Below are 22,224 nucleotides of genomic sequence, written 5' to 3' on the forward strand. Positions count from 1 at the left end.
TAAAGGCCATGCTGACTTGACGTCATCCTCACCTTCCTCCGACTTTATATCGGCAGTCCTGTATGACACCTGTAACATACAGCGAGGGTTGCGCTCGTTAGCGGACTTAACCGAACATCTCACGACACGAGCTGACGACAGCCATGCAGCACCTGTGCAAGCTCCCCGAAGGGTCGGTCACCTTTCGGATTCCTACCACTTGCATGTCAAACCCTGGTAAGGTTCTTCGTGTATCATCGAATTAAACCACACGCTCCGCTGCTTGTGCGGGGCCCCGTCAATTCCTTTGAGTTTTAACCTTGCGGCCGTAGTCCCCAGGCGGTAGACTTATCGCGTTAGCTTCGGCACTGATGGATTTGAACCCACCAACGCCAAGTCTACATCGTTTACGGCTAGGACTACCGGGGTCTCTAATCCCGTTCGCTACCCTAGCTTTCGCGTCTGAGCGTCAGAAGTGGTCCAGGAGGCCGCTTTCGCCACTGGTGTTCCTCCGGATATCTACGCATTTCACCACTACACCCGGAATTCCACCTCCCTCTACCACTCTCAAGTCCGGTAGTATTGAACGACCTCTCCCAGTTAAGCCGGGAGCTTTCACATCCAACTTGCCGAACCGCCTGCACGCGCTTTACGCCCAGTAAATCCGGATAACGCTCGTCTCCTACGTGTTACCGCGGCTGCTGGCACGTAGTTAGCCGAGACTTATTCTGAGGGTACCGTCCTTCCTCTTCCCCTCAAAAAGCGCTTTACAACCCGAAGGCCTTCATCGCGCACGCGGCGTTGCTGGTTCAGGCTTTCGCCCATTAACCAATATTCCCTACTGCTGCCACCCGTAGGTGTATGGACCGTGTTTCAGTTCCATTGTGGGGGGCCACCCTCTCAGGTCCCCTACCCGTCATCGCCTTGGTAGGCCATTACCCTACCAACTAGCTGATGGGACGCAGGCCCCTCCCGAAGCGACTTTCGCCTTTAATCACCCGGCTTCTAATCCGGGGGATCACATGCGGTATTAGCAGCCCTTTCGAGCTGTTATCCCACACTTCGGGGCAGGTCACCAACGCGTTACTCACCCGTTCGCCACTAAGGTCGTATTGCTACAACCTCCGTTCGACTTGCATGTATTAAGCACGCCGCCAGCGTTCATCCTGAGCCAGGATCAAACTCTCCGCAAAAATATCACCTTATTCAGGTGTTCGTTACGGATGTTTAACGGAGCTCTCTTTTCTTGGCTTCCTTCCTATCACTCTTCAGTTGTTAAGGTTCCGCTTGCTTCCGAGGGCCAGATTCTACGCTACCAGCGGTTTCCTGTCAAGCATTTGGCGATAAAATCGCCGATGTTTTCCTAAGTCGTTCATCTTTGGTCAACACCGGCGCATCTCTCGACGTCCCTGCCAGGCCTGGTCCCTCTTGCACCAACCCGTTTTCAATTGTTACCGATCCGCTTTCTCAGCAAGATCTTTTCACAGTTTGGGACTTATATTGTACCCACCCTGCTTCGGATTGTCAAGGGGTTTCGCAGAATTCATTCGGAAGTGGCGTATTTTGTTTTGAGCGGTCTGCCGTTTCCGGCGAAACCGGGCTGCCCTCACAGGCAACGGGCTGGATTATACTCCTATCCCTATGCCTGTCAAGGGGTTTCGTGCCTTTTTTCCAAAAGTCGTTCCCTTTCCCTTCCGCAATTCGGAACGATCCTTGCACCAGGAACAATTCCATCAATCCAACCGTCTTATCCATGCCCTTTTCAAAAGCGGACTGAAACAGTCGTCATTAATTCAGGATGGTATAATTTTCTTATGAAAGCAATCGGTTCACTCACCTTCTCCAACCAGCGCTCACTGTTGCAGCAATTGCTCACGGCAATGCTGCTTTCTCTCGTCTTCACCTTCGTCCTTTTCATTGCAGTGATTCTGACCTACCAGATCTGGTTTGCCGGGCGAATTTTCCCCGGTGTACAGGTCGCCGGCATAGCAGTGGGTGGACTGAGCCCTGCCGAGGCAGCCGAGAAAATCTCCGCCCAAATCACCTTCCCCACCCAGGGGCGCATCGTTCTGAAAGATAACGAGAATTTGTGGGTAGCCTCGCCCCAGGAACTGGGGCTCTTCCTTGACCCCGGTGCTTCGGCAACCCTTGCCTTTCGGGTCGGACGGGATGGCAATCTTCTTAACCGGTTTGCCGATCAGTTCAACGCTTGGTACACCGGTAAAAACACTTCCCCCGTGCTGCTGTTCGACCAGCGCATTGCTTACGTATACCTCAACCGCATCGCCGCGGTCATCAACCGACCGGTCATCGAAGCCAACCTCGGCTTGCAGGGAGAGGAAGTAATTGTGCGTTCCGGCGAAATCGGCCGCACGCTCGATATTGACGCTTCCCTGGCACTGGTCTCGGCGCAGGTGCAATCCCTGCAGGAAGGGGTTGTCCCGCTGGTTGTTCAGGAAACCCCGCCTGTCATTCTGGATGCCAGCCAGCAGGCCGAGCTGGCGCGCCGCATCCTCAGTCAGCCTTTAACCCTCACCATGCCGGAAGGCCAAACCGCACCCGGCAGCCCGTGGGTCTTTGATCGCACAACCCTGGCATCCATGCTCTCGATTGAACGCGTGCGCAATCAGGATGGCGAACAATACGAGATCACCCTGAACAGCGAAATGCTGATCACCTTCCTTTCCAATTTAGCTCCCAACCTGCGTACTTATCCTCAGAATGCTCGTTTCATTTTCAACGACGATACCCGCCAGCTAGACCTGCTTCAACCGGCCGTCATCGGACGCACCCTCAATGTGGATGCCACCCTGCGCGCCATTCAGGAAGGGTTGAAGCAGGATCAGCACACCATTCCACTGGTTTTCGATTACACCAACCCCCCGGTCACAGATGATGCCACTGCTGAAAGCCTGGGCATAACCGAACTGGTCAGTCAGCATACCTCTTATTTTTACGGCTCAAGCCGTGAGCGGGTTCAAAACATCCAGGCGGCCGCCAGCCGTTTTCACGGTTTGCTGGTTCCGCCGGGAGCTACTTTCTCGATGGCTGACGCATTGGGCAATATCAGTCTGGATAATGGCTATGCCGAAGCGCTGATCATCGTCGGCGGACAAACCATCAAAGGCGTTGGCGGCGGTGTATGCCAGGTCAGCACCACCCTCTTCCGCACTGCCTTCTTTGGCGGCTACCCGATTGTTGAGCGGCACGCCCACGCCTACCGCGTCAGTTATTACGAAAAAACCTACGGCAACCGCCTTGATCCGAAACTGGCCGGATTGGATGCCACCGTTTATGTTCCCATTGTGGACTTCAAGTTCACCAATGACACCCCTTACTGGCTGCTGATGGAAACCTACGTCAACCCCAATGCCAGCACCCTGACGTGGAAGTTCTACTCCACCTCCGATGGGCGCACCGTGGAATGGCAAACTACCGGACCGGTGAATATTGTCGAACCGCCCAAACCCCTCTACAAGGAAAACCCCGAGCTGAAAGAAGGCGAAATCAAACAGGTGGATTGGGAAGCCAAAGGCGCCGAAGTGACCGTTACCCGTACGGTCTATCGCAACGGTCAGGTGTACTTTACCGACCGCATCTACACCCGCTACCAGCCCTGGCAGGCAGTTTACGAATATGGCCCCGGCACCGAAATTCCCACCCCAGAACCCGAAAACAACGACTGAGCCCTCTTAAAAGAAACAACTCCGGCTTTATCCCCATCGCCAGAGTTGTTTCTTCTGCACGATCCCCTGAAGTCGTCGGCAGCGGGACGAAATTGGCAATAAAGAAACGATCAAAATTAAGCGGGGATTGTGAATACGGCTATAATATACTAGGAAAACACTCAAAATTGTTCTGAGTTGCGCTCTAAAATCACTCCCAAAGACGAAAGAAAACCTCTTCATGCCTACCGGCGAACCCCGCTTCAGCGAACTGCTCCAACGCGCCATCAACCGCATCGCATTTTTGGAAAACAAAACCCGCCAGGTCGTGTTTGACGAATTGGGTTACGCCCTCGGCCGGCAAGGTGGCAGTGCCATTCAATACTGGCTTTACCACCAGCGCGTGCCTGCCCGGCTGGAGGATGTGGAAAACCTGGCGCGCATCATCGCCCACCGCGGCGGTTGGGAAAACGAAAATGATCTGCGTTCCTTTCTTTCCCGTGGCGGCCACCCCAGTGCCGATGTTCTCGTTCGTCAAATTTTTCCGAACGAACCCATCTCCACCACCAGCGCCACCGCTCAGCCGGCCTTCATCGTCGGTCCGCCGATTCTCAAGCCGCATCAATTCTTTGGGCGCACACGTGAACTCCGCCGCATCTTTACCGCTCTCAACAGCGCTCCCATGCAAAACGTGGCCATCAGTGGTCTTTCACGCAGCGGGAAGACCTCCCTGTTACATTATATCCACACCATCACCCGCACCCCTCCCGGCGCCCTGCGCCCCAACCAGCCCCAAAACTGGCTGGACGAGCCCCAGCGTTACCGCTGGGTGTATGTTGACTTTCAAGACCCGCGCGTTTGTAATCGCCAGGGGTTCCTGCTCTATGTTTTGCGCCAGCTCAACTTTCCCGCCCCGCCCTCACTCGATCTGATTCAGTTTGTGGATATTGTCGTCCGCTATCTGGTCAATCCCACCGTGATTCTACTGGATGAGATTCAAATTGCGCTCACCAATCCCGAATTTACCCAGCAGTTCTGGTGGAGTTTGCGTTCGCTTTCTTCCAACCTCACCGATGGAAAACTGGCTTTTGTGATTGCGGCCCAAAACCAGCTGCCGACCCTGCAAAATGCGCTGGGCAAACCATCACCATTCTTAAACATCTTTGGGCATTCCATTCAGCTTGGCCCGCTCAACGAAGAAGAAGCCCGCCAGTTAATCCAGTCCAGCCCACTCCCCTTCTCCCCCGCGGATGCCGATTGGATTATCCAGCACAGCGGCTGCTGGCCGGCCCTGCTGCAAATTCTATGCAGCACCCGGCTGGTTGCCCTGCAGGAAAATCAATCCGATGAAATCTGGAAGGGCGATGCGCTGGCCAACATTCAACCCTACCGCTACCTGCTGGAAACGCCATGATCTCAGCCCCGCTTTCGCTCAGTCCTGCCGGCCGCCTCAGGTTGGTTTCTCCCTTACGCATTCTCTTCTGGCTGATCGTTCACCCGGCAGCCTGGCAGCGCCATCTCGCCCTGATTGACCCATCCCTTCCGTTGGACTTCAGCCTGATCGAATTGACCGACAAACAACGCCGTAACCCGCAATTGGCACGCTTTTTGCTGTTCACCTGGCTTTCTCTGGGATTGTGGATTGCGTTCCTGATTCCCTTCATCAGCATCTTCTTGGGCAACTCACTGAATGATTTGCCGATTAAACTGGCAATTGGAATCGGCTATGGCCTCTCTGCCAGTCTGTGCGGCGCCCTGCTGGCTGGCATTGGAAGCGGTTTAACCTTCGGTTTTGTCTTAGGGTTGGGCACCGGCCTGCTCCTGCCAGATATGGATGCTTACTTTGTGGTCACCGCTGCCGCAGCCGGGCTGGCTGCCAGCGTTCAGCTCAACCTGCTGCAAGTCCGTCAGCGCCCCTCTTCTCTTCTTCGCTGCCTGTTGGGAGTGATCACCGGCATTCTGGTCGGCGCCGGGGTAATTTTTGGATTTTGGGCAATAGCCTCTGGGGAGTTAATTAATACCCCCCAAACCTTGCAAATTGACCAGACCATCAGCGGTTTACCGTTGATCCTGCTGATTGGTAGCGCACTGCCGATTGGGTTCTTAACCGTTTGGCTGACTTTACACCTGCGCAGCCGCAGCGGCTGGCGTCGCTCACTGCTTCCGGCAGTTCTGCTAACCTTCTGGATGGCACTCGGTTATGCCGGTCTGGTCAGCCAGTCCAGTCAAACAATTTTGATGAATTTGAACGCCGGTATGATCGGCGGGGCGTTCATCACCCTTCTGTTTGGGTTGAGCAGCACGCTTACCCGTCAGGTCGGCGGCAACAATGCTGCCGCAGTTGCCAGCGGGCTGGTTGCCGGTGTTGGTTGGATCCCACTCGGACCGCACGTACTTGCCGGTTACCAACACCAACCGCACCTGATTACAATCGCCCTGGTGGTTTTGGTCTTTGGCCTGACCATTTCATTCTGGCGGCCGCTCCTCTTCTACCCGCTGGTTGCCATTTGGAACAATTTTTGTTTCAACCTCGACCAAAACCGGCCGGGCGATTTGCGCTGGTTCTGGCTGCACGCCGCCTTTTGGGATGAGAAGCAGCGCCTGACCTGGCCCGACCTGGATGAATATCTGCTGTTGCTCTCCGAACGCCAGCCGCACCTGCTTCAGGACGTGTTGATTTTACTCTCGGCTACTGCTCAGCGGCCGGTTGCCCAAAAGGTGCAAATGGAATTGACCGCCCGCCAGTTTGAAACCTGCCCGGATGTGCCTTCCATTGCTGCAATCCATCACCAGACCGCCGCCGGCCTGCTGGAAGGACCGCTTTCCACCATCCTCATCGCCCTTCACAACATCAGCCGGGATATTGAACATGCTTTGCGCCAGACCACACCCTACCAACAGCGGTTAGGGCTGGGCATGGCACGCGACAAACTGGCCACCCTGCAAAATGAGCTGCTCTTAAGCCGTCACCCCCAATCACAGCGTTTTGCGCCCATCATTGCCAGATGGCAGCGCATGCTATCCTCTCACATCGAAGCCATGACGATTCCTGCCCAATATCAGCAGGAAATTCCCAACCCATATATTTGCGGTATGCCGCTCAGTGAGCGGCAATCCCTCTTGTTTGTCGGGCGCAGTGAGATCATTGAACGCATCAACCAGATGCTCATGCAGGACAAATGCCCCCCGCTGTTGTTGTTCGGGCAGCGCCGCATGGGGAAAACCTCACTGCTGCTCAACCTCAGCCATTTTCTAACTTCCAGCATCATTCCCTGTTTTGTGGATTGTCAGGGACTGGCAGGGTATCAGGATAGTGATGAACTGGTTCCCGAATTTGTTGAACTGGTTCGCCAATCGGCGCTGCGCTTTCGCAATGTAGATTTGCCTGCTTTCAGGGGGCAGTCATCTTCAGGCGGAAGTCTTTATCAAATGCTGAATCAGTGGGTGGCAGCCACCGAAGCCCAACTGGAAAGCCGCCAGCAAACCCTGCTGCTGGCAATGGATGAATTTGAGAGTCTTGAAGCAATTATGAATGCCAATCTAAAACTGGCAAAAATCTACCTTGGATTTGCCCGCCACACCGTTCAACACCACCCGCGCTTCAAGATCCTTCTGGCTGGAACCCACCTGCCTGAAGAAATGCCCCTCTGGCGCGATTTTCTCATCAATGCCCGTGTACTGAAAATTGACTACCTGACCCGATCCGAAACCCTGCAATTAATTGAGCAGCCGGTCAAACCTTTTCCGCTGACATATGCCCCGGAGGTCAGTCAGGCTATCTATGAACTGACCCGCGGTCATCCCTATCTGGTGCAATCCCTGTGTTTTGAACTGGTCTTGATTAAAAACGAACAACCACTGAGCAGCCGCTTCCGGGTTACCCCTGAAGACCTTGAACAGGCGCTCCGAAACGCCCAAACCGGAAATATCATCTTCTTCAATGACCTGTACCACAATCAACTCAGCCCGCTGGCAGCCAGCATGGCAATTGCCCTCGCCCGGCAAGGCTCACAAACCTGTCTGCCGGCGGATGAATGGCACAAAATCGCTCCGCTCTTTAGCGAAAGCGGGCTTGCCGAGTTGCTCAAGCGGGATGTGATTGAACCGGTCAATGGCGCCTATCGTTTTCAGGTGGAATTTATCCGCCGCTGGTTTGCCGATCAACCCCTGATTCCTCACAACCAGTCATCACCCTCGTAACGCTCCCAGTCTTTCTCGCTCCAGCCATACGCACCGCGCAGCGGCACAAAGCTGACCGGGATGATATTCTCATAGGTGAATTTTCCCGCCTGTTTGTGCCAGACCTGTAAAATCTGCTCGATGCGGCTGCCAACCGGCAACACCAACCGCCCGCCCTCTGCCAGCTGATTCAAAAGGGGTGGAGGCGGGGCTGCCGCAGCGGCGGTTACCACAATGGCATCATAAGGAGCGGCCTGCTCCCACCCCATACTGCCATCGCCCGTGTGAACATGCACATTCAAATAACCCAGCTGTGAAAGCACCTCAGCCGCCCGCAGCGCCAGGCCGACATGCCGTTCCACGCTATGCACTTCCTTTGCCAGTTCCCCCAAAATTGCCGCCTGATAGCCCGAACCTGTACCGATTTCCAGCACACGTTCTTCCCCTTCCAATCCCAGCAGGGAAGTCATCAGAGCGACAATATAGGGTTGAGAAATCGTTTGTCCCTTGCCAATCGGCAGCGGGCCGTCATCGTAGGCTCTGTCGCGCAAATCCACCGGCACAAAGAGATGGCGCGGCACTTTGCGAAAGGCTGCCAGCAAACGCGGGTTGTGCAAACCGCGCCGCTCGATTTGCTCGCGAACCATTGTTTCACGGGCAATGGTGAAATCACTATCCATATTCACTTTTCTATTAAAGCACGAAACGGGCAAACAACCAACCGTTTACTTCCGTTTATAAACCCGCCCATAGTCGTCCTGATAAATCAACTGCCACCGCTCCGTGAAAGAAGGGGCTTCCAGATAATCCGGGCACTCCTCCGGTTGATACGTCCAGAAATTGGCACAAAAAGTGACATAGTACTGAGGATCGCGTTGTGCAACCATGGATTCCAGCCCCAGCGGATAATGCAGTTTGGTTGGACGATTGGTGTACTTCTCCCCATACACATAGTACATCAGCCCATGTTCAATCTGGACAACCGAATCATGAATGTTGCGGCGCACAAAGTCATACGCCGAGAAGTAACCATCCACCCCCACCGGTTCGCGAAATTGATCCCGCAGAACAATATCATTGCCGGGGTAGATTTTCAACAAATCACGGTTTTGCCAGAACAGGCCGCCCCCAATGAGCACCACCGCCGTCACCCCGGCAAGCATCCGCCAGCGGCGGTTATTCAGCCAGTTGAGGGCTTTTTGAATGAGTGGCCCCGCCAGCCCAACCAAAAGCACAAACAGGTAACTCAGCAGCGCTACCCCAAAGCGCCAGCCAATCTGGGTGGGCTGCTGATTGCTGCCATAAAAAGCGGTTTGAGGAGTAACCACAAAGGAGAAAAACAAAACCAGCAGCGCAAGTGCCTGTGCGATGGAAGGCAGCCCCAGCCAGCGCTCCAGCCGGCCGCCCTGAAGCGCTTTGCCCCCCAGCCGGCCAACCACCGCCAGCAGAACCAGTCCACCGGTTACGCCGAGCACAAACAAAAACAACTTGGGCAGATAATTGTAAAAGTAGGGGTTGGTCAGGTTATTCAGAATGCTCCACTCGTTGTATTCCCACACACCGGGCGGGAAGAGGGTGTGAATCACGACGAGGTTACGCACAATCCACAACGCCGATGGCACGGTTACAAGCGCCGAGAACAACACGCTCAACAGCGTTTGCCGCACATTCACCCTTTGCCAGAGCGACTTTCCCCAACGGAATAAAAGCGGCAGCCAGAGGGGCAGCAGCGCATATACCCCCACCGGTTTGATGGCCAGAATCAGGGAAGTACAAAACGCCAGCCCTGGCAGGTGAAAGGCTATTCTCTGCCCTCGTGGGCCGATCGGCGCAAAAACCAACCCTGCCAGCACCACCGCCGCCGTGAGCAAGTCGTTTTTACCAATCACAAAAGCCTGATCCACCACAATCCACCATGGATTATTGGCAATCACGATCGAGCCGCTCAGGAACATCACCAGTGTCAAAAAGGCCAATATCCCGCCTGGTAAACGCGTATAGCGCCACCCCAGCCCCCAGATGGAGAGAAAAGCCAGCAAGGCAATCAACGCATGCACTGTGCCGAACAGGGTTTCATCGCCGGTCAACAGCAGTCCAAATGCCAAAAGCGATTCAAACCCGTTGGGATATTCCCCAAACGGAATGGATAGATCCCAGTAAGTACCGCTTTTATACAATTCAATCGCTTTGGGGAAATGGTATGCCCCCGCATCCCAGTGCAGCACATCACTGATTGGGGAAAAAGGCCAGCGCATCAACGGCAGGAGGACAACCAGAAAGAACACCAGCACGCTGACCAGCCAGCCGGCTGCATTCAACCAGCCCATTGAGCCGACAGCCCGCTCATCCCGCTGGCGTAAATCAGCCAGCAGCCCGCCCTCATCCCAACGAAAAAAGAGCCAGACAGCGCCAACCAAGACAAACCCGCCGAACAGCGCCATCGGTAAAAAGCGAAAAATACCCAAAAACGCGGCGATTTGGGCAGAATAGATTACCGCAAACAGGAAACAGACCAGCCCGGCAAACAGGAAGAACATCCCCAGCGAAGGATTATGGAAGGAAGTCAGCCTGCCAGTTTTCTTCATAACCAATGGCAAAGTTTATACCCGGTTTTGGCGAAAATTACAATCCTTATGGCTGGTTGGTTGCAATTTTCAATCAACCACATGGTGGAATAAACGAGACACAGCACCAAAGAATCGGGAAAATTCCCTGAGCAGCTTGAGGGGCGGCAATTTACCTTTGGCAGGGTCAAGATGGCTGAACTGCATCTCCGTAAAATACAAACCGGGGCGTTGACCGAGGGCAGCGCATAAACGCCGGGTTTCGCCAATCGGAATGACCTGATCTCCCCGATCATGCAGCAAAACGACCAGCGGCGCTTGTAGATCCTCCGCATAGGTCAGTGGGGAAATTTCTGAAAAGGCTTGCCGGATTTGATCGGGCAAATGTTCCAGGGCGCTTTCTGCTTCGGATAGGCTCGAGGCCGATAGCAATGCAGCCACGGCTTTTCCATCCTCTGAAAGACTGCTTTCATCATCCAGTTCCTCTCCCTCCAAAAATGTACGGCACAGGTACCCGGATTCCTCAGGGTACAGGAAGGCTGTCAGCGAGTGGATGAATACCTTGCGGGTCAACGAATCCACCTTCCACGCCCGCCTGCCGTCCTGCTCATCAACCGTACTGCTGGCAATATCTCTGGAAAATGTCCACAAGGAAGAATAGGGAGCATAAGCGCTGACAAAGGAAACCTGCTGACGAATTAACGGGTGCGCCGCCGCCATCAGCGCAAACGAGCCGCCCACACAGGTACCCAACAGACCGCTGCGGCTGGCATCTACAAACGGCTGCTCAATCAGCCATTGATACGCCAGTGCAATGTTGTTAATGTCTTTCGGGTCAAGCCGAAAATCGCGCATTGCCGGTGACCAGTACAGCAATGCCGCAAAACCCGCCCGCGCCAGCGCTCTACCCAACACCGGCACCTGCGGATGATTCACCTCAAAAGGAACCACCCCCAAACAAACCAGAATGCCCGGATGACGGCCGGGTGATGAAGGGCGGTAAATTTCCCCTTCGGCAATCCCGTCCGTCGTCGGATATTGCACCCGCTCAATCAGCGGTGGGTGCGTCACCCAATCCACCGGTCGGGAGGGCAGCATTGGGAAGACCTTGAGGAAAAATACAGTCGCCCTCCCCAAAGCACGGAGTGGCCGGCTTGTCTTGCGAATGAAATCAATCATCTTAATAACATCCTCATTCCAGTTATTTATTTACCGCACGAACAATCAGCCAGACGAGGATGGTCAAGACTACCAGCCACAAACCGATTACCAGAATGGCACCAGCCCGGCTGACAGGTTTGCCTTGCTGCAGCAATTCTTCCGACTGCCGCCGGGCTTCTTCCATAACCGCCGGCGGGATCATTTTCAAAGCCAGAGCAATTCCCAACGGGGTAATGATCAGATCATCGAGATAGCCGAGGACAGGCACAAAATCAGGGATCAGATCAATGGGGCTAAAAGTATGGGCAATCACCAGCCCTAGAAACACCTTGGCATACCAGGGAACTCTTGGATCACGAGCAGCAATGGTTAATGCGTAAGCATCCCGTTTCAGCACCCGCGCGCGGCTTTTCAATTTCTCCATCATTCGAATCTCTCAAGGTTGTTGAGGTTTAAATTTTTGACCAGCTTCTTAAGCAAATCCAGGCTCTCTCTACCCCATTCAAGGGGAGTATGGTGTCATTATATCAATGCCCGCCGCTTCTGAATGGCTTTGTAGATTTCCATCACCACCAAAACCACGCTGGCAAGAGCAAACAAAATCAGCCACGTCTGCCATGTCAGCGATTCGGTGCGCAGCAAGGATTGCAGGAACGGCACTTCGGTTGCCAGAATGTGCAGTCCAAGCGCCACCAGCATACCAATTGCCAGCACGCGGTTGCGGCTGAACGGTATCTTGAAGGCAGATACCTCTTCCGAACGGCAGTTCAGCACATGATAAAACTGCATCAGCACCAGCAGCGCCAGCAGGATGTTGCGCGCCGTGTCTTCGGCGTATCCCTGCCGCACCAGGAACACCCACACTGCCAGACAAACCAGCGCCATGGTCAGCCCGCTGATCAGCAGCTGTTCAATCATCTTGCGGTTAAAAATGCCCTCGCTCGGCTTGCGCGGCGGATGGCGCATCACCCCCGGTTCCCCGGCTTCAAACGCCAGCGCAACGTCCTGAATTCCGTTAGTCACCAGGTTCAACCACAGGATTTGCACGGCAATTAACGGCACGGGAAATTGCAGCAAAATTGCCAGCGCAAGCAACACCAGTTCAGCAAAACCGGTTGAAATGAGCAGGAGGGTTACTTTACGCACATTGGCATAGGCAAAACGGCCTTCCTCAACCCCCGCCACAATCGAGGCAAAGTTGTCATCGGTAACGATCATCGAGGCGGTATCCTTGGCAATATCGGTACCGGAGCCCATTGCCACCCCGATGTTGGCTTTCTTGAGTGCCGGCGCATCGTTGACACCGTCCCCGGTCACGGCCACAAATTCACCCAGTCGGATGAGCGCATCCACAATTTGCAGTTTCTGATCGGGGGTGACCCGCGCAAAAACAGTTTTGTGCTTGATCCCTTCGTAGAACTCGGGAATCTCCGGTGAGCCAATCTCTCCCAGTTCTTTGCCGGTAATCACATCCGCCGAGCTTTCAGCAATGCCCAATTCGCGGGCAATGGCCAGCGCAGTTGCCGGATGATCGCCGGTAATCATCACAACCTTGATGCCAGCCATTTGGGCAGTCTGCACCGCCTCTTTGACCTCCGGGCGGAGCGGGTCAATAAAGCCCAGTAGCCCCAGCAGGGTGAGGTCGGCCTGATCATTTTCCAGATCTTCCAAAGTGCCACCACCGGCTGCCAGCGCCAGCACGCGGTAACCATTTTCTGCTTTTTGGTGTGCCAGTTGCAAAATTTTGTCCCGATCCAGCGGCTCTTCGCCCTGGGCGGTCATCATCCGCGCACAAAAATGCAACACGGTTTCCACTGCCCCTTTGACCACCAGCCGCGGGGCGCCTGCATTTTCGTAAACCACAGCGGCATAGCGTTTTTCAGACTCAAACGGAGCTTCGTCAAGGATACGTACCTGTCGGCGCAGTGTAGAGGGGTCAATATTCAGTTTATAACCCAATGCCAGCAAAGCTACATCCATGGCATCACCGGTATGTTGCCACTTACCGTCTTCTTTTTCCAGCGTGGCTTCGTTACACAACGCGCTTTCTCGGGCAATGCTCAACAGCCGGCCCTGTATCTCTGGTGTAATTTCTCCCTCTTCACCTGCCAGCCTGACCTCGCCCTCATCGTTATATCCCTGACCGCTGATCTCAATCAGCGTCCCTTCCGGCAGCACAATTTGCTTGACGGTTTGTTGATTGACGGTTAACGTGCCGGTTTTGTCGCTGGCAATCAGGGTACAACTTCCCAGACTTTCCACCGCCGTCAGTCGCCGAACAATCACATTACGGCGCGCCATACGGCTGGTCGCCAGTGAAAGGGCAACCGTCATCGCCACCGGCAGCCCTTCCGGTATGGCAGAAACAGCCATTGCCACCACCAGAATGAACACATCGCTGAGCGCCTCACCGCGCGCAAACTGAATCATGCCCAAAATGGCGGTAAAGCCCAGCACAATCAGCGCAATTTGCCGGGCAAACTTTTCCATGCGGATGACCAGCGGCGGTTTTGCGCCCTCTTCCTCGCTGATGGTTTTGGCAATCTTTCCAACCTCTGTGTACGGACCGGTTGCCACCACAACCCCCACGCCCCGCCCGGACATGACCGTTGAACCGGCATAGGCCATGTTACGCCGGTCACTGACCGGCAAATCGGCCGGCAGGGGTTTTTCGCTCTTCTCCACCGCCAGCGATTCACCGGTCAGGAAAGACTCATCAATGCGCAGGTTGTTCACCTGAATCAGGCGCATATCGGCCGCCACCTTGTCGCCGGATTCGACCAGCAGAATATCTCCCGGCACAATTTCTTCAGCCGGGACGGTTAAAATACGCCCCCCGCGCCTTACCCGCGCCTTGATCTTCAGCAACACCTGCAAAGCGTGTGCGCTCTGCTCGGCGCGCCACTCCTGCACGGTGCCAATCACGGCATTGAGCAGAATCACTGCAAAGATGAACACGGCATCTTTGTAATCCTGCATCAGCAATGCCACAACACCGGCGATCAAAAGGATATAGATCAATGGACTGGCAAATTGATGCAGGAACACCTGCAGGAGGGTGGGCGGTTCTTTGGCTGGCAGGGTGTTTCTGCCAAACTCGCGCAGGCGCTCGGCAACCTGCTCCTCGCTCAGCCCATCCGGCAGGCTTTGCAGTTTACGGAAAACGACTTCCAGCGGTTCGGCGTGCCAGGCAATGACCTTTTTGCCGCCTTCAGTGAATTCAATTCGGTTAATATCCAAATCTTCAGGTCGCATGGGTTCTTCTCCTTTTCCATGGTTTATGCTTCCCCCCTGTTGTTTACGGCCTGAACTTTTACAGCCCGCTTTGGTCTGATAATTGTACCAGAACTATCCCCCGCGCCGGGGCGCGCCGCGGCGTTTGGGCGGCGCTTCCCCGCGCGAAACATAAGCCGGCACCGTGATACCATACACGTTGCACACTCTTCGGTCCATCATGCGGCTGCGAATGCGCGGGTCAATTTCATCCAGTGCCTGCGCGGTGGTGATGACGGTGGGCAGTTTGGCGTTATAGCGGTAATTGAGCAGCTGATACAATTTCTCGCGCGCCCAAGGGGTAGCGCTTTGGGTGCCCAAATCATCCAGTATCAGCAATGACGCAGAACGCACCTCCTCGAAACGGCGGTCATAAGAAACCGTACTGGAAGGTGAAAACGCTGCCCGCAGGTGATCGAGCAAATCCGGCACAACCACAAAAATCGGCTCTTCCCCCACCCCTTTGCGGTAATTGCCAATCGCCGCCGCCAGATGCGTCTTGCCGCAGCCATAACTGCCCATAAAAACCAGCCAGCCGCGCGGATTTTCGGCAAAGGCTACCGCGGCATCAAAGGCTTTTTGCAGGGTGGCGCGGTCTTCGGGCGGTAATTTCTCGTGTTCGCGCAGGTTAAAGGTGCCAAAAGTGTGATCCGCCAGGAGAGACAGGGTTGAAATCGAAGAACGCACCTCTTCACTGACCGGCGAACGGTAGTCGGGCGCGTAGATGTGTACGCGGGTCACCAGCTCCGCATCCTGTAAGCGCGAAGAAATCCGCCCGTCAATTTCTTCCAGCAGCAAATTGGTGGTAACCACCGTCGGCAGGCGGTGAATGTAGCGGTGATTGATGATCTGGTAGAGTTTCTCCTCCGCCCAGGGGGTAGCGTTCTGCGTCCCAAAATCATCCAAAACCAGCAGTCGCACATTGCGAATTTCGTTCAAACGCTGTTCAAAGGATTCATCCCCCCCGCCGAAAGATGCCCGCAACCAGTCGAGCAAATCCGGCACGGTCAAAAAGATGACTTCCACCCCCATCTCGACCACGGCGTTGGCAACCGCTGCGGCGAGATGCGTCTTGCCGCAGCCATAGGGGCCCATCAGCAGCAGCCAGCCCTGCAGCGTACGGGCATACTGCTGCGCCTGTTGATGGGCAAACTGCAGCGAACGAGCCTGTTGATCACCCAGCCCCAGCCGGCCCTGTACCTTGAAAGTTTCAAAGGTCATGTGGCGGAAGGCATCCAGATTACTCAGGCGCAGCAAACGCTGGCGCTCGCTGGCACTCACTTCCTGTTGGCGGCAGGTGCAGATGTGCAATTTCCCAAAATCAGGGTGACCCACCGGTAAATCGTGCGCCACGAACCCCACGCCGCCGCAAATGGGGCAGTTGGGATCACCCAACATGCCGGGCTGCTGCCCGCCGGGTGAGGTTTCACCTCGTTCAGTGTTCGACAAATTCGCCATATTCTCCCTGGATATAGCGTCGGCGATCTTTTTCAGACTTTCCCCGATTGGCTTCATGTTCGCTCCTCTCCAATCGCGCGCGCAGGATGGCTTCGACATACCGCCAGCGGCGCACGTTGCTTTCCACTGCGGCGCGAATCGCTTCCTCAATCCATTCAACCGGATAAGTTTTTTCGGCCTCTTCCAGCGTTTCGGCAATCAGCGGGGTGAGTGGGCCAATATTTTCTTCATACAGGCGAAAGATGTTGGGGCGTTCCAGCATCAGCCGCACTTCTGGGCGCTGAATGTCCTCCGGCGACCATTCTCCGTTTTGCAGGGCCGCCACAGCAGCCCGCCCGCGCGGGGTATTGAGGAAATACAGGCTGTCTTCTTCTCCCAGATTGACCTTCAACAAGCTGCCGCGCTGGACGGCGCGTTCGAGTGCGTCCTGCAGGTTCGTTAACGCCTGGCGGCGGTTCTTTGCCAGCCCTTCCAGCAGCCGCTCATCCTCTGTCAGATCGGAAGCCCGGAAAAAACGAAATTCACCTTCCATACGGTCAAGCAGCCAGAAGGCATACAGCGTCACTTTTAACTCGCTCAAGTCATCTATCTGCGGCAGCAGCTCACTGAAAAAAGCGGCTGGCAGAGGGGTCAGGCGGGTTTTGCCGGGTGGAAAACCGGTAAAGGGTTTCATCAGCGGCCTGCTCTTTCGGAAGAGTCGCGCGGCAGGATGACCGCATTGTCAAAACGCGCCAGATTGCTGAGAAAGACCAGTTCAATGCCCGGATGGGTGGGGCCGTTGCGGTGTTTGGCAACGATGATTTCGGCAATATTCTGGCGCGGACTATCTTTTTCCATTGCTTCCGGGCGGTGAATGAACATCACAATATCTGCATCTTGTTCCAGACTGTTATGGACAATTATGTTATTCGCGACAAAATTATGATGCTCTGGAACAGTCAAATCATAAACCGGCTCTTCACCTTTATACTCAATGGATACCACCGCATCCCAGTAAACCTCGCTGTTCGCCAGCGCATTCAGTCTTTCCGAATGGAGAATTTTCGCAAGCCGGTTCGCTCTCATTCTGCTGATATTTTGCTTGTAAAGTGTCGTTCCACAATACGCATTTCCAAGAGCTGCCTGCAATTGCCGGCCGGTAATTCCCTCACTTTGCATGGCCGGATCCACAACCTGCCGCCACACGCGGGCGGGTATTACATCCCGATTAGTATTACTGACACGGTTTTGAAGGTAGTCATAAACTTCCTGCAAACGGCGTTCTCGATATGTTCCTACCGCCCCAACTTTCTCCGCAAAAAGGTTCAGGTCGGGTTTTCCAGTGATCACCACATTCCATTGATCCAATCCCTTTCCGTTTTGAGGAACACGTCTCAACAGAGCATTAATTCCCAAACGAAGCAAAAGTGATTGGACATCGCGGCTTAATTGCTCGCTACTGGAAGTATAGTAGGCAATTGCTCTGGTCTTTTTCCCGTGAATTAGTTGAATACTGCCATCAGTTGCCCACAAATAACGCAAAAAGGTTGCTATCGAACGCTCGGTTTGGGAAAAAACAATTTCAGGGACAAATTTTTGCGAGGAGCGCAGATTGAGAATTCCCAAACTTTTCAACCAATCAGTCATTGGGCTGTGAATCCCATGGGTATGATGCCGCTTGGAAGTGAAATATACCTGTAACCAAGAATTTTGCACCTGCACGCGCGGTTCAATTTGATCGGGAAACACAATCTGGGCAAGCCGCATAGCTTCCTGAGCCAGATCGGCCTCAGATGTAGTGTATTGGTAGGCATGATGGCTTAGAATACAACCATCTCCCAACAACAGCCCCAGCAAAGCCAGTTCTTCTTCGCGGATAGAGGTACGGGCAGAGGAGGGAATCACACGCGGTAGCGCAATCCGCTCGCCAACGGATAATTCGTCCAGGCGTTTCCAGCCATCCAATGTTAGGAAGCGGTGATTGGCAGTAGCTTCGATATATCTGCCCAGCCCGGTTGTCAATCGCCATACTTTTTTTGTGCCGGTTTCAAAAGCCTTACTGACCGGCATGGCTTCCAGATTTAAAGTATTCTCGTTCAACGCCCAAACACAAAATCCTGTCTTGCCGACCAGGTCTCGGATGGGCACTTCCCGGCCGCTTTCTGCAAGGATAATGCGGGTGTTACCCGTCAGGCAGCCGCTCTCTCTCAAATCCGATAGCACCGGCTTTTTGTCGGCACGCTGCTCAACCGCCCGCGAAAGCTGCGCCGCCGCCAGCACCGGTACGTTCAACTCGCGTGCCAGTACTTTCAGGTTGCGAGATATGTTGGACACTTCCTGCACGCGGTTATCGGTGCGGATGTCACCGGACATCAATTGCAGGTAATCCACAATCACCAGATCCAGCTGCTTTTCCATGTGCAACCGGCGGCATTTGGTGCGCAACTGCAGCGGCGTAATGGCGGGCGTATCATCCAGCCAGATTTCCGTTTCGCCAAGCACTTCAATGGCATGCGCAAACAGCGCCCATTCCTCATCCCTCAGTTTACCGCTGCGCAAGCGCTGGGTGTCAATCCCGGTTTCCTGAGCAATCAGGCGTTGCACCAGCTGCTCGGCCGACATTTCCAGCGAAAAGATGGCCACCCGTTTGCGGTGCTTTTGGGCAGCGTTCTTGGCCACCGAAAGCAAAAATCCGGTTTTACCCATGCCGGGGCGGCCAGCCACAATCAAGAAGTCGGAGCGTTGCAAGCCGCCCAGCAATTTATCCAGATCCACCAGCCCGGTCGGCACGCCAAAAATCTCATCGCTGCGCTGTGCCAGCTGGTCAATCCGTTCGTAGTACTCGCCCAGCACCACATCAATGGGCTGTAAATCGCGCTGAATGCGCCGCTCGCTCAGCCCAAAAACGGCTTTTTCGGCCTCGCCGATGAGGGTATCCAGGCTTTTACGCGAGTCGAGTGCCAGCTTTGCCATTTCATTGGCCGCCGCAAGCATCTTGCGCCGGATGGACGCCTCTTCCACAATCCGCGCGTAGGCTTCGGCGTGCAAAGAAGTCGGCGTCTGGCCAAGCAGAGCCATCAGGTAAGCCTGCCCGCCAATATCCACCAGATGACCGCTCTCTTCCAGCTCATGGGTCAAGGTCAGGTAGTCAATTTTCTCGCGCCGGTCATGCAGGCGGGTAATCGCTTCCCAAATCCAGCGGTTGCGAACGATGTAAAAATCCTCCGGCTTGAGGATTTGCGCAACCTCGTAATACACTTCCGGGTTAATCAAAATCGAACCCAGCACCGCCTCTTCCGCCTCGCGGTTGTGCGGGTGAGCCTGATCCATGGAGAGCTGGCTGTCTTCTACGGGTGGAAAATCTTCGCTCATGCTTGGGTCAAACCTGAAAATTTGAAATACAACACGCCCCCCTGTGATGAACCACTAAAAATTGAGCCGGCGGGGCGGCATTCCCCGCCCGGCTGAATTCTGGCTTACTTGCCCGGCTTTGGGCTGTCTGGATCAGGATCCGGTTTGTCCTTATCCTCTTCATCCTGATCTTCGTTCAAATCATCAATCTTTAAGTTTTGTAAAAAATCTTCAAATACCGACAGACGTTCTTCGCTCAGGTCGTCTTCCTCAACCGGCGCAGCGGAAGGCTCTGCCGCAGAAGTTTCCGGCGCCTGCAAATCGCGTTCGGGTACAATTCCGGCAGTTTCCATGACCTCGCGCGCCACCAGAATCGGCACATGCGCACGCACGGCCAGCGCCAGCGCATCCGACGGACGTGAGTCGATCTCCACCAGATGCCCGTTGTATTCCACCACCAGATTGCCGAAGAAAACATCATCCTTCAGCGCCACCACCTCAACCCGCACCAGGCGGGCATTGAAGGTAGCCAGTAAATTTTTGAGCAGGTCGTGGGTCTGCGGACGGGCAACTTCAATTTCTTGCAGGGCAATGGTGATTGCTTCTGCCTCGTACGGGCCAATCCAGATTGGCAAATAGCGTTCTGCGTTGATCTCCCGCAGCACCACAATGCGCTGTTGATTGGTCAGGCTGACACGCACGCTGTCAATGACAACTTCAACCATTCGGGCCATCTTTCAACCTTTTCTCTCCCTTCAAACCGGGAGTTGATCAAATCCAACCAGTCGCCGCAGGCTTCACTGCATCCACACTGGTCTTGTGGTTTTATTTTAACACGGGCGGGAACGGGATGCAACAGCATTCACCCAAAGTTCAGACAAAAGCCCTCTTTCGGTTCGTTATCCCGTGAAACAACCATCCTACAACCAGAAACATTTGAATGTTAACATTTTTTGATTCTGTTCATTTCTTAAGTTCTTAAGGTATAATGCAACTATCTACCAACATTCCTTCCCGCTTAAAGCTCAGCGGGAATTATTCTTCAACGCACTTTACCAGCTGGAATGCACTTATTTTTTATCTCAGGCGGGCGCGCAAAGCAGCCGCCGAAATCCGCAGCGGTAACCGGTTCAGGCGTTTCAAAAGGATGAAACGGCCGCCGGGGAAATACACCGGGCAATTGCCAAACGGGGTGTTTGATCAATCTTAACAAATTTGTTGTCCGGTCGTCGCAGTAAACTCGCAAAATTCTGATAAAATCCAAAGCCGGTTTTGCCACAAACCCCATTGGGAACTTTAACGGTAAGCGCCTTAACGGCATGTGATCAACCTACCTGAGCCGTTGCATGTAAAAAATCTTTTTCTCATACGGTGGTAACAAAAACATGCAGGAAAACATCCACATACTGCTGATTGAAGGTAAACGCCCCGACCGCAATTCGTTTTTACCGGGGTTGACCAAGAAAAACTTTTCCGTCGAAACCGTCTCCAGCGGCAGCGCGGCATTGCAGCGCATCGGCGAACGCCTCCCGGATTTGATTATTCTGGATGCAGCCTCGATGCGCACCAGCGGCAAGCGGATTTGTACCGCCCTCAAGGAACAGGCTCCCGCCGTACCGATCATTCTGATTCTGGACGCCGCAGCGCCTGCCAACGATTCCCCCGCCGATGTGGTGTTGCGCCTGCCCTTTACCCTGCAAAAACTGCTCAACCGCATGAAACCCTTTCTGCCGCAGGAACAAAAGAACGTGCTGCGCGCCGGGCCAATTTCGCTGGATCTCAAAAAACGCTCGGTGCGCTGCCTCGATCATCAGGCCGTGCTGACCCCCCGCCTGGTGCGCCTGTTGAAAGAATTGATGGATCATGCCGGGCAGGTCATCGAACGCGAGGTGCTCTTCAGCCGGGTGTGGGAAACCCAATACACCGGCGATACCCGCACCCTGGATGTGCACATCTCCTGGCTGAGACAGGCCATCGAGGACGACCCGCGCCACCCGCGCTTCATCAAGACCATTCGCGGCATGGGCTACCGGCTGGACCTGGAAGAAACCCACCCCCTCAACGGCCGCCTGCGCCCGATAGAGTCTCCCCAGCACACCCCCTGACGACCAATCCACACCCCCGCCAAACTGCCAGCCCGCAATCCTTCCCTTGGGGGCTGGTATTTTTTGCTGAACCTGTATAGAATGTTAAAACAATCTGATTTTCCGGCGGAACAAAAATGGCATTAAAATCGTCTTAATGTTGTTTCTTTTCCATCTCAAAAATAACCAAGGAGCGTAACCATGCCTCGTTCACGACTTTTCCCCCTTCTGACGCTGACCGTTCTGCTGGCTTCGGTAGCCAGCGGCTGCGGCATTCTGGGCGGCGGTGAGCCCACCCCTGACCCGCTTGCCTTCCAGGCCACCCTCAACGCGGCCGCCACCGAAGCCGTATCAACCATTCAGGCGCAATTCACCCAGACCGAACAGGCGCGCCCCACCGAACCGTTTGTGCCGATTCCATCGGCAACCCCGCAGCCGACCCAGCCGCCGACCGCCACACCGGAGATCAGCCCAACCCCGCCTCCGCCCACCTGGACGCCTGTGCCGATCTTCACCAACACCTTCACCCCA

At 54.7% G+C, this 22,224-nt stretch carries 13 protein-coding genes, 1 rRNA gene and 1 pseudogene; 5 read left to right on the plus strand and 10 right to left on the minus strand.

Annotated elements, in window-relative coordinates; genetic code table 11:
* Positions 1-1,172 (minus strand): 16S ribosomal RNA (locus ACWIZX_RS14575); the annotation flags it as partial.
* Positions 1,173-1,793: 621 nt separating this feature from the next.
* On the opposite strand from ACWIZX_RS14575, the gene ACWIZX_RS14580 reads away from it, so the two are divergent.
* The 3 genes from ACWIZX_RS14580 to ACWIZX_RS14590 all read left to right on the plus strand — a co-directional run bounded on the left by ACWIZX_RS14580 (position 1,794) and on the right by ACWIZX_RS14590 (position 7,844).
* The gene (locus tag ACWIZX_RS14580) at positions 1,794-3,665 is read left to right on the plus strand and encodes a VanW family protein (RefSeq protein WP_448336300.1); all 1,872 of its coding nucleotides are present in this window, start codon (positions 1,794-1,796) and stop codon (positions 3,663-3,665) included.
* Positions 3,666-3,885: 220 nt separating this feature from the next.
* Positions 3,886-5,058, plus strand: a complete 1,173-nt coding sequence (locus tag ACWIZX_RS14585) for a TniB family NTP-binding protein (RefSeq protein ID WP_448336301.1) — start codon at positions 3,886-3,888, stop codon at positions 5,056-5,058.
* The gene (locus tag ACWIZX_RS14590; protein WP_448336302.1) at positions 5,055-7,844 is read left to right on the plus strand and encodes a hypothetical protein; all 2,790 of its coding nucleotides are present in this window, start codon (positions 5,055-5,057) and stop codon (positions 7,842-7,844) included. Before ACWIZX_RS14585 ends, ACWIZX_RS14590 begins: the two co-directional genes overlap by 4 nt.
* Here the strand turns inward: ACWIZX_RS14590 and ACWIZX_RS14595 are convergent.
* The 9 genes from ACWIZX_RS14595 to ACWIZX_RS14635 form a co-directional block, all read right to left on the minus strand.
* A complete protein-coding gene (locus ACWIZX_RS14595; protein ID WP_448336303.1) occupies positions 7,820-8,503 on the minus strand; it encodes a protein-L-isoaspartate(D-aspartate) O-methyltransferase in 684 nt (227 codons plus the stop codon). The two genes, ACWIZX_RS14590 and ACWIZX_RS14595, sit on opposite strands and share 25 nt — an antisense overlap.
* 45 nt (positions 8,504-8,548) lie before the next feature.
* Positions 8,549-10,408, minus strand: coding sequence for a hypothetical protein (locus ACWIZX_RS14600; RefSeq protein WP_448336304.1), 1,860 nt, complete (start codon positions 10,406-10,408; stop codon positions 8,549-8,551).
* 69 nt (positions 10,409-10,477) lie between these two features.
* Positions 10,478-11,566 carry an alpha/beta hydrolase gene (locus ACWIZX_RS14605; RefSeq protein WP_448336305.1) on the minus strand — a complete coding sequence of 363 codons (1,089 nt, stop codon included), beginning with the start codon at positions 11,564-11,566 and terminating at the stop codon, positions 10,478-10,480.
* A gap of 22 nt (positions 11,567-11,588) precedes the next feature.
* Positions 11,589-11,975 (minus strand): YkvA family protein, encoded by a 387-nt coding sequence (locus tag ACWIZX_RS14610; protein ID WP_322793540.1) that lies wholly within the window; start codon positions 11,973-11,975, stop codon positions 11,589-11,591.
* Positions 11,976-12,070: 95 nt separating this feature from the next.
* Entirely contained in the window at positions 12,071-14,803 is a 2,733-nt protein-coding gene (locus ACWIZX_RS14615) for a cation-translocating P-type ATPase (RefSeq protein ID WP_448336306.1), read from the minus strand.
* A gap of 93 nt (positions 14,804-14,896) precedes the next feature.
* Positions 14,897-16,279, minus strand: coding sequence for an ATP-binding protein (locus ACWIZX_RS14620; protein WP_448336307.1), 1,383 nt, complete (start codon positions 16,277-16,279; stop codon positions 14,897-14,899).
* Positions 16,257-16,952, minus strand: a complete 696-nt coding sequence (locus ACWIZX_RS14625; protein WP_448336308.1) for a DnaD domain-containing protein — start codon at positions 16,950-16,952, stop codon at positions 16,257-16,259. Before ACWIZX_RS14625 ends, ACWIZX_RS14620 begins: the two co-directional genes overlap by 23 nt.
* A complete protein-coding gene (locus ACWIZX_RS14630) occupies positions 16,952-19,630 on the minus strand; it encodes a replicative DNA helicase (protein ID WP_448336309.1) in 2,679 nt (892 codons plus the stop codon). Before ACWIZX_RS14630 ends, ACWIZX_RS14625 begins: the two co-directional genes overlap by 1 nt.
* Positions 19,631-19,734: 104 nt before the next feature.
* Positions 19,735-20,334 carry a bifunctional nuclease family protein gene (locus ACWIZX_RS14635; protein WP_322792123.1) on the minus strand — a complete coding sequence of 200 codons (600 nt, stop codon included), beginning with the start codon at positions 20,332-20,334 and terminating at the stop codon, positions 19,735-19,737.
* A 660-nt stretch (positions 20,335-20,994) separates the two neighbouring features.
* On the opposite strand from ACWIZX_RS14635, the gene ACWIZX_RS14640 reads away from it, so the two are divergent.
* Both ACWIZX_RS14640 and ACWIZX_RS14645 read left to right on the plus strand, forming a co-directional pair.
* Positions 20,995-21,714: a response regulator transcription factor gene (locus ACWIZX_RS14640; protein WP_448336310.1), complete on the plus strand. Its 720-nt coding sequence runs from the start codon at positions 20,995-20,997 to the stop codon at positions 21,712-21,714.
* 180 nt (positions 21,715-21,894) lie between these two features.
* Positions 21,895-22,224: pseudogene (locus ACWIZX_RS14645) on the plus strand (hypothetical protein); the annotation flags it as partial.

It is taken from the genome of Bellilinea sp. (genome assembly GCF_053501535.1).

Bases quoted from the DNA above. Each gene is read 5' to 3' on its own strand.
- ACWIZX_RS14630 (WP_448336309.1), bottom strand. From the start codon at position 19,630: ATGAGCGAAGATTTTCCACCCGTAGAAGACAGCCAGCTCTCCATGGAT.
- ACWIZX_RS14600 (WP_448336304.1), bottom strand. From the start codon at position 10,408: ATGAAGAAAACTGGCAGGCTGACTTCCTTCCATAATCCTTCGCTGGGG.
- ACWIZX_RS14610 (WP_322793540.1), bottom strand. From the start codon at position 11,975: ATGATGGAGAAATTGAAAAGCCGCGCGCGGGTGCTGAAACGGGATGCT.
- ACWIZX_RS14625 (WP_448336308.1), bottom strand. From the start codon at position 16,952: ATGAAACCCTTTACCGGTTTTCCACCCGGCAAAACCCGCCTGACCCCT.
- ACWIZX_RS14605 (WP_448336305.1), bottom strand. From the start codon at position 11,566: ATGATTGATTTCATTCGCAAGACAAGCCGGCCACTCCGTGCTTTGGGG.
- ACWIZX_RS14580 (WP_448336300.1), top strand. From the start codon at position 1,794: ATGAAAGCAATCGGTTCACTCACCTTCTCCAACCAGCGCTCACTGTTG.
- ACWIZX_RS14620 (WP_448336307.1), bottom strand. From the start codon at position 16,279: ATGGCGAATTTGTCGAACACTGAACGAGGTGAAACCTCACCCGGCGGG.
- ACWIZX_RS14615 (WP_448336306.1), bottom strand. From the start codon at position 14,803: ATGCGACCTGAAGATTTGGATATTAACCGAATTGAATTCACTGAAGGC.
- ACWIZX_RS14590 (WP_448336302.1), top strand. From the start codon at position 5,055: ATGATCTCAGCCCCGCTTTCGCTCAGTCCTGCCGGCCGCCTCAGGTTG.
- ACWIZX_RS14595 (WP_448336303.1), bottom strand. From the start codon at position 8,503: ATGGATAGTGATTTCACCATTGCCCGTGAAACAATGGTTCGCGAGCAA.
- ACWIZX_RS14585 (WP_448336301.1), top strand. From the start codon at position 3,886: ATGCCTACCGGCGAACCCCGCTTCAGCGAACTGCTCCAACGCGCCATC.
- ACWIZX_RS14635 (WP_322792123.1), bottom strand. From the start codon at position 20,334: ATGGTTGAAGTTGTCATTGACAGCGTGCGTGTCAGCCTGACCAATCAA.
- ACWIZX_RS14640 (WP_448336310.1), top strand. From the start codon at position 20,995: ATGCAGGAAAACATCCACATACTGCTGATTGAAGGTAAACGCCCCGAC.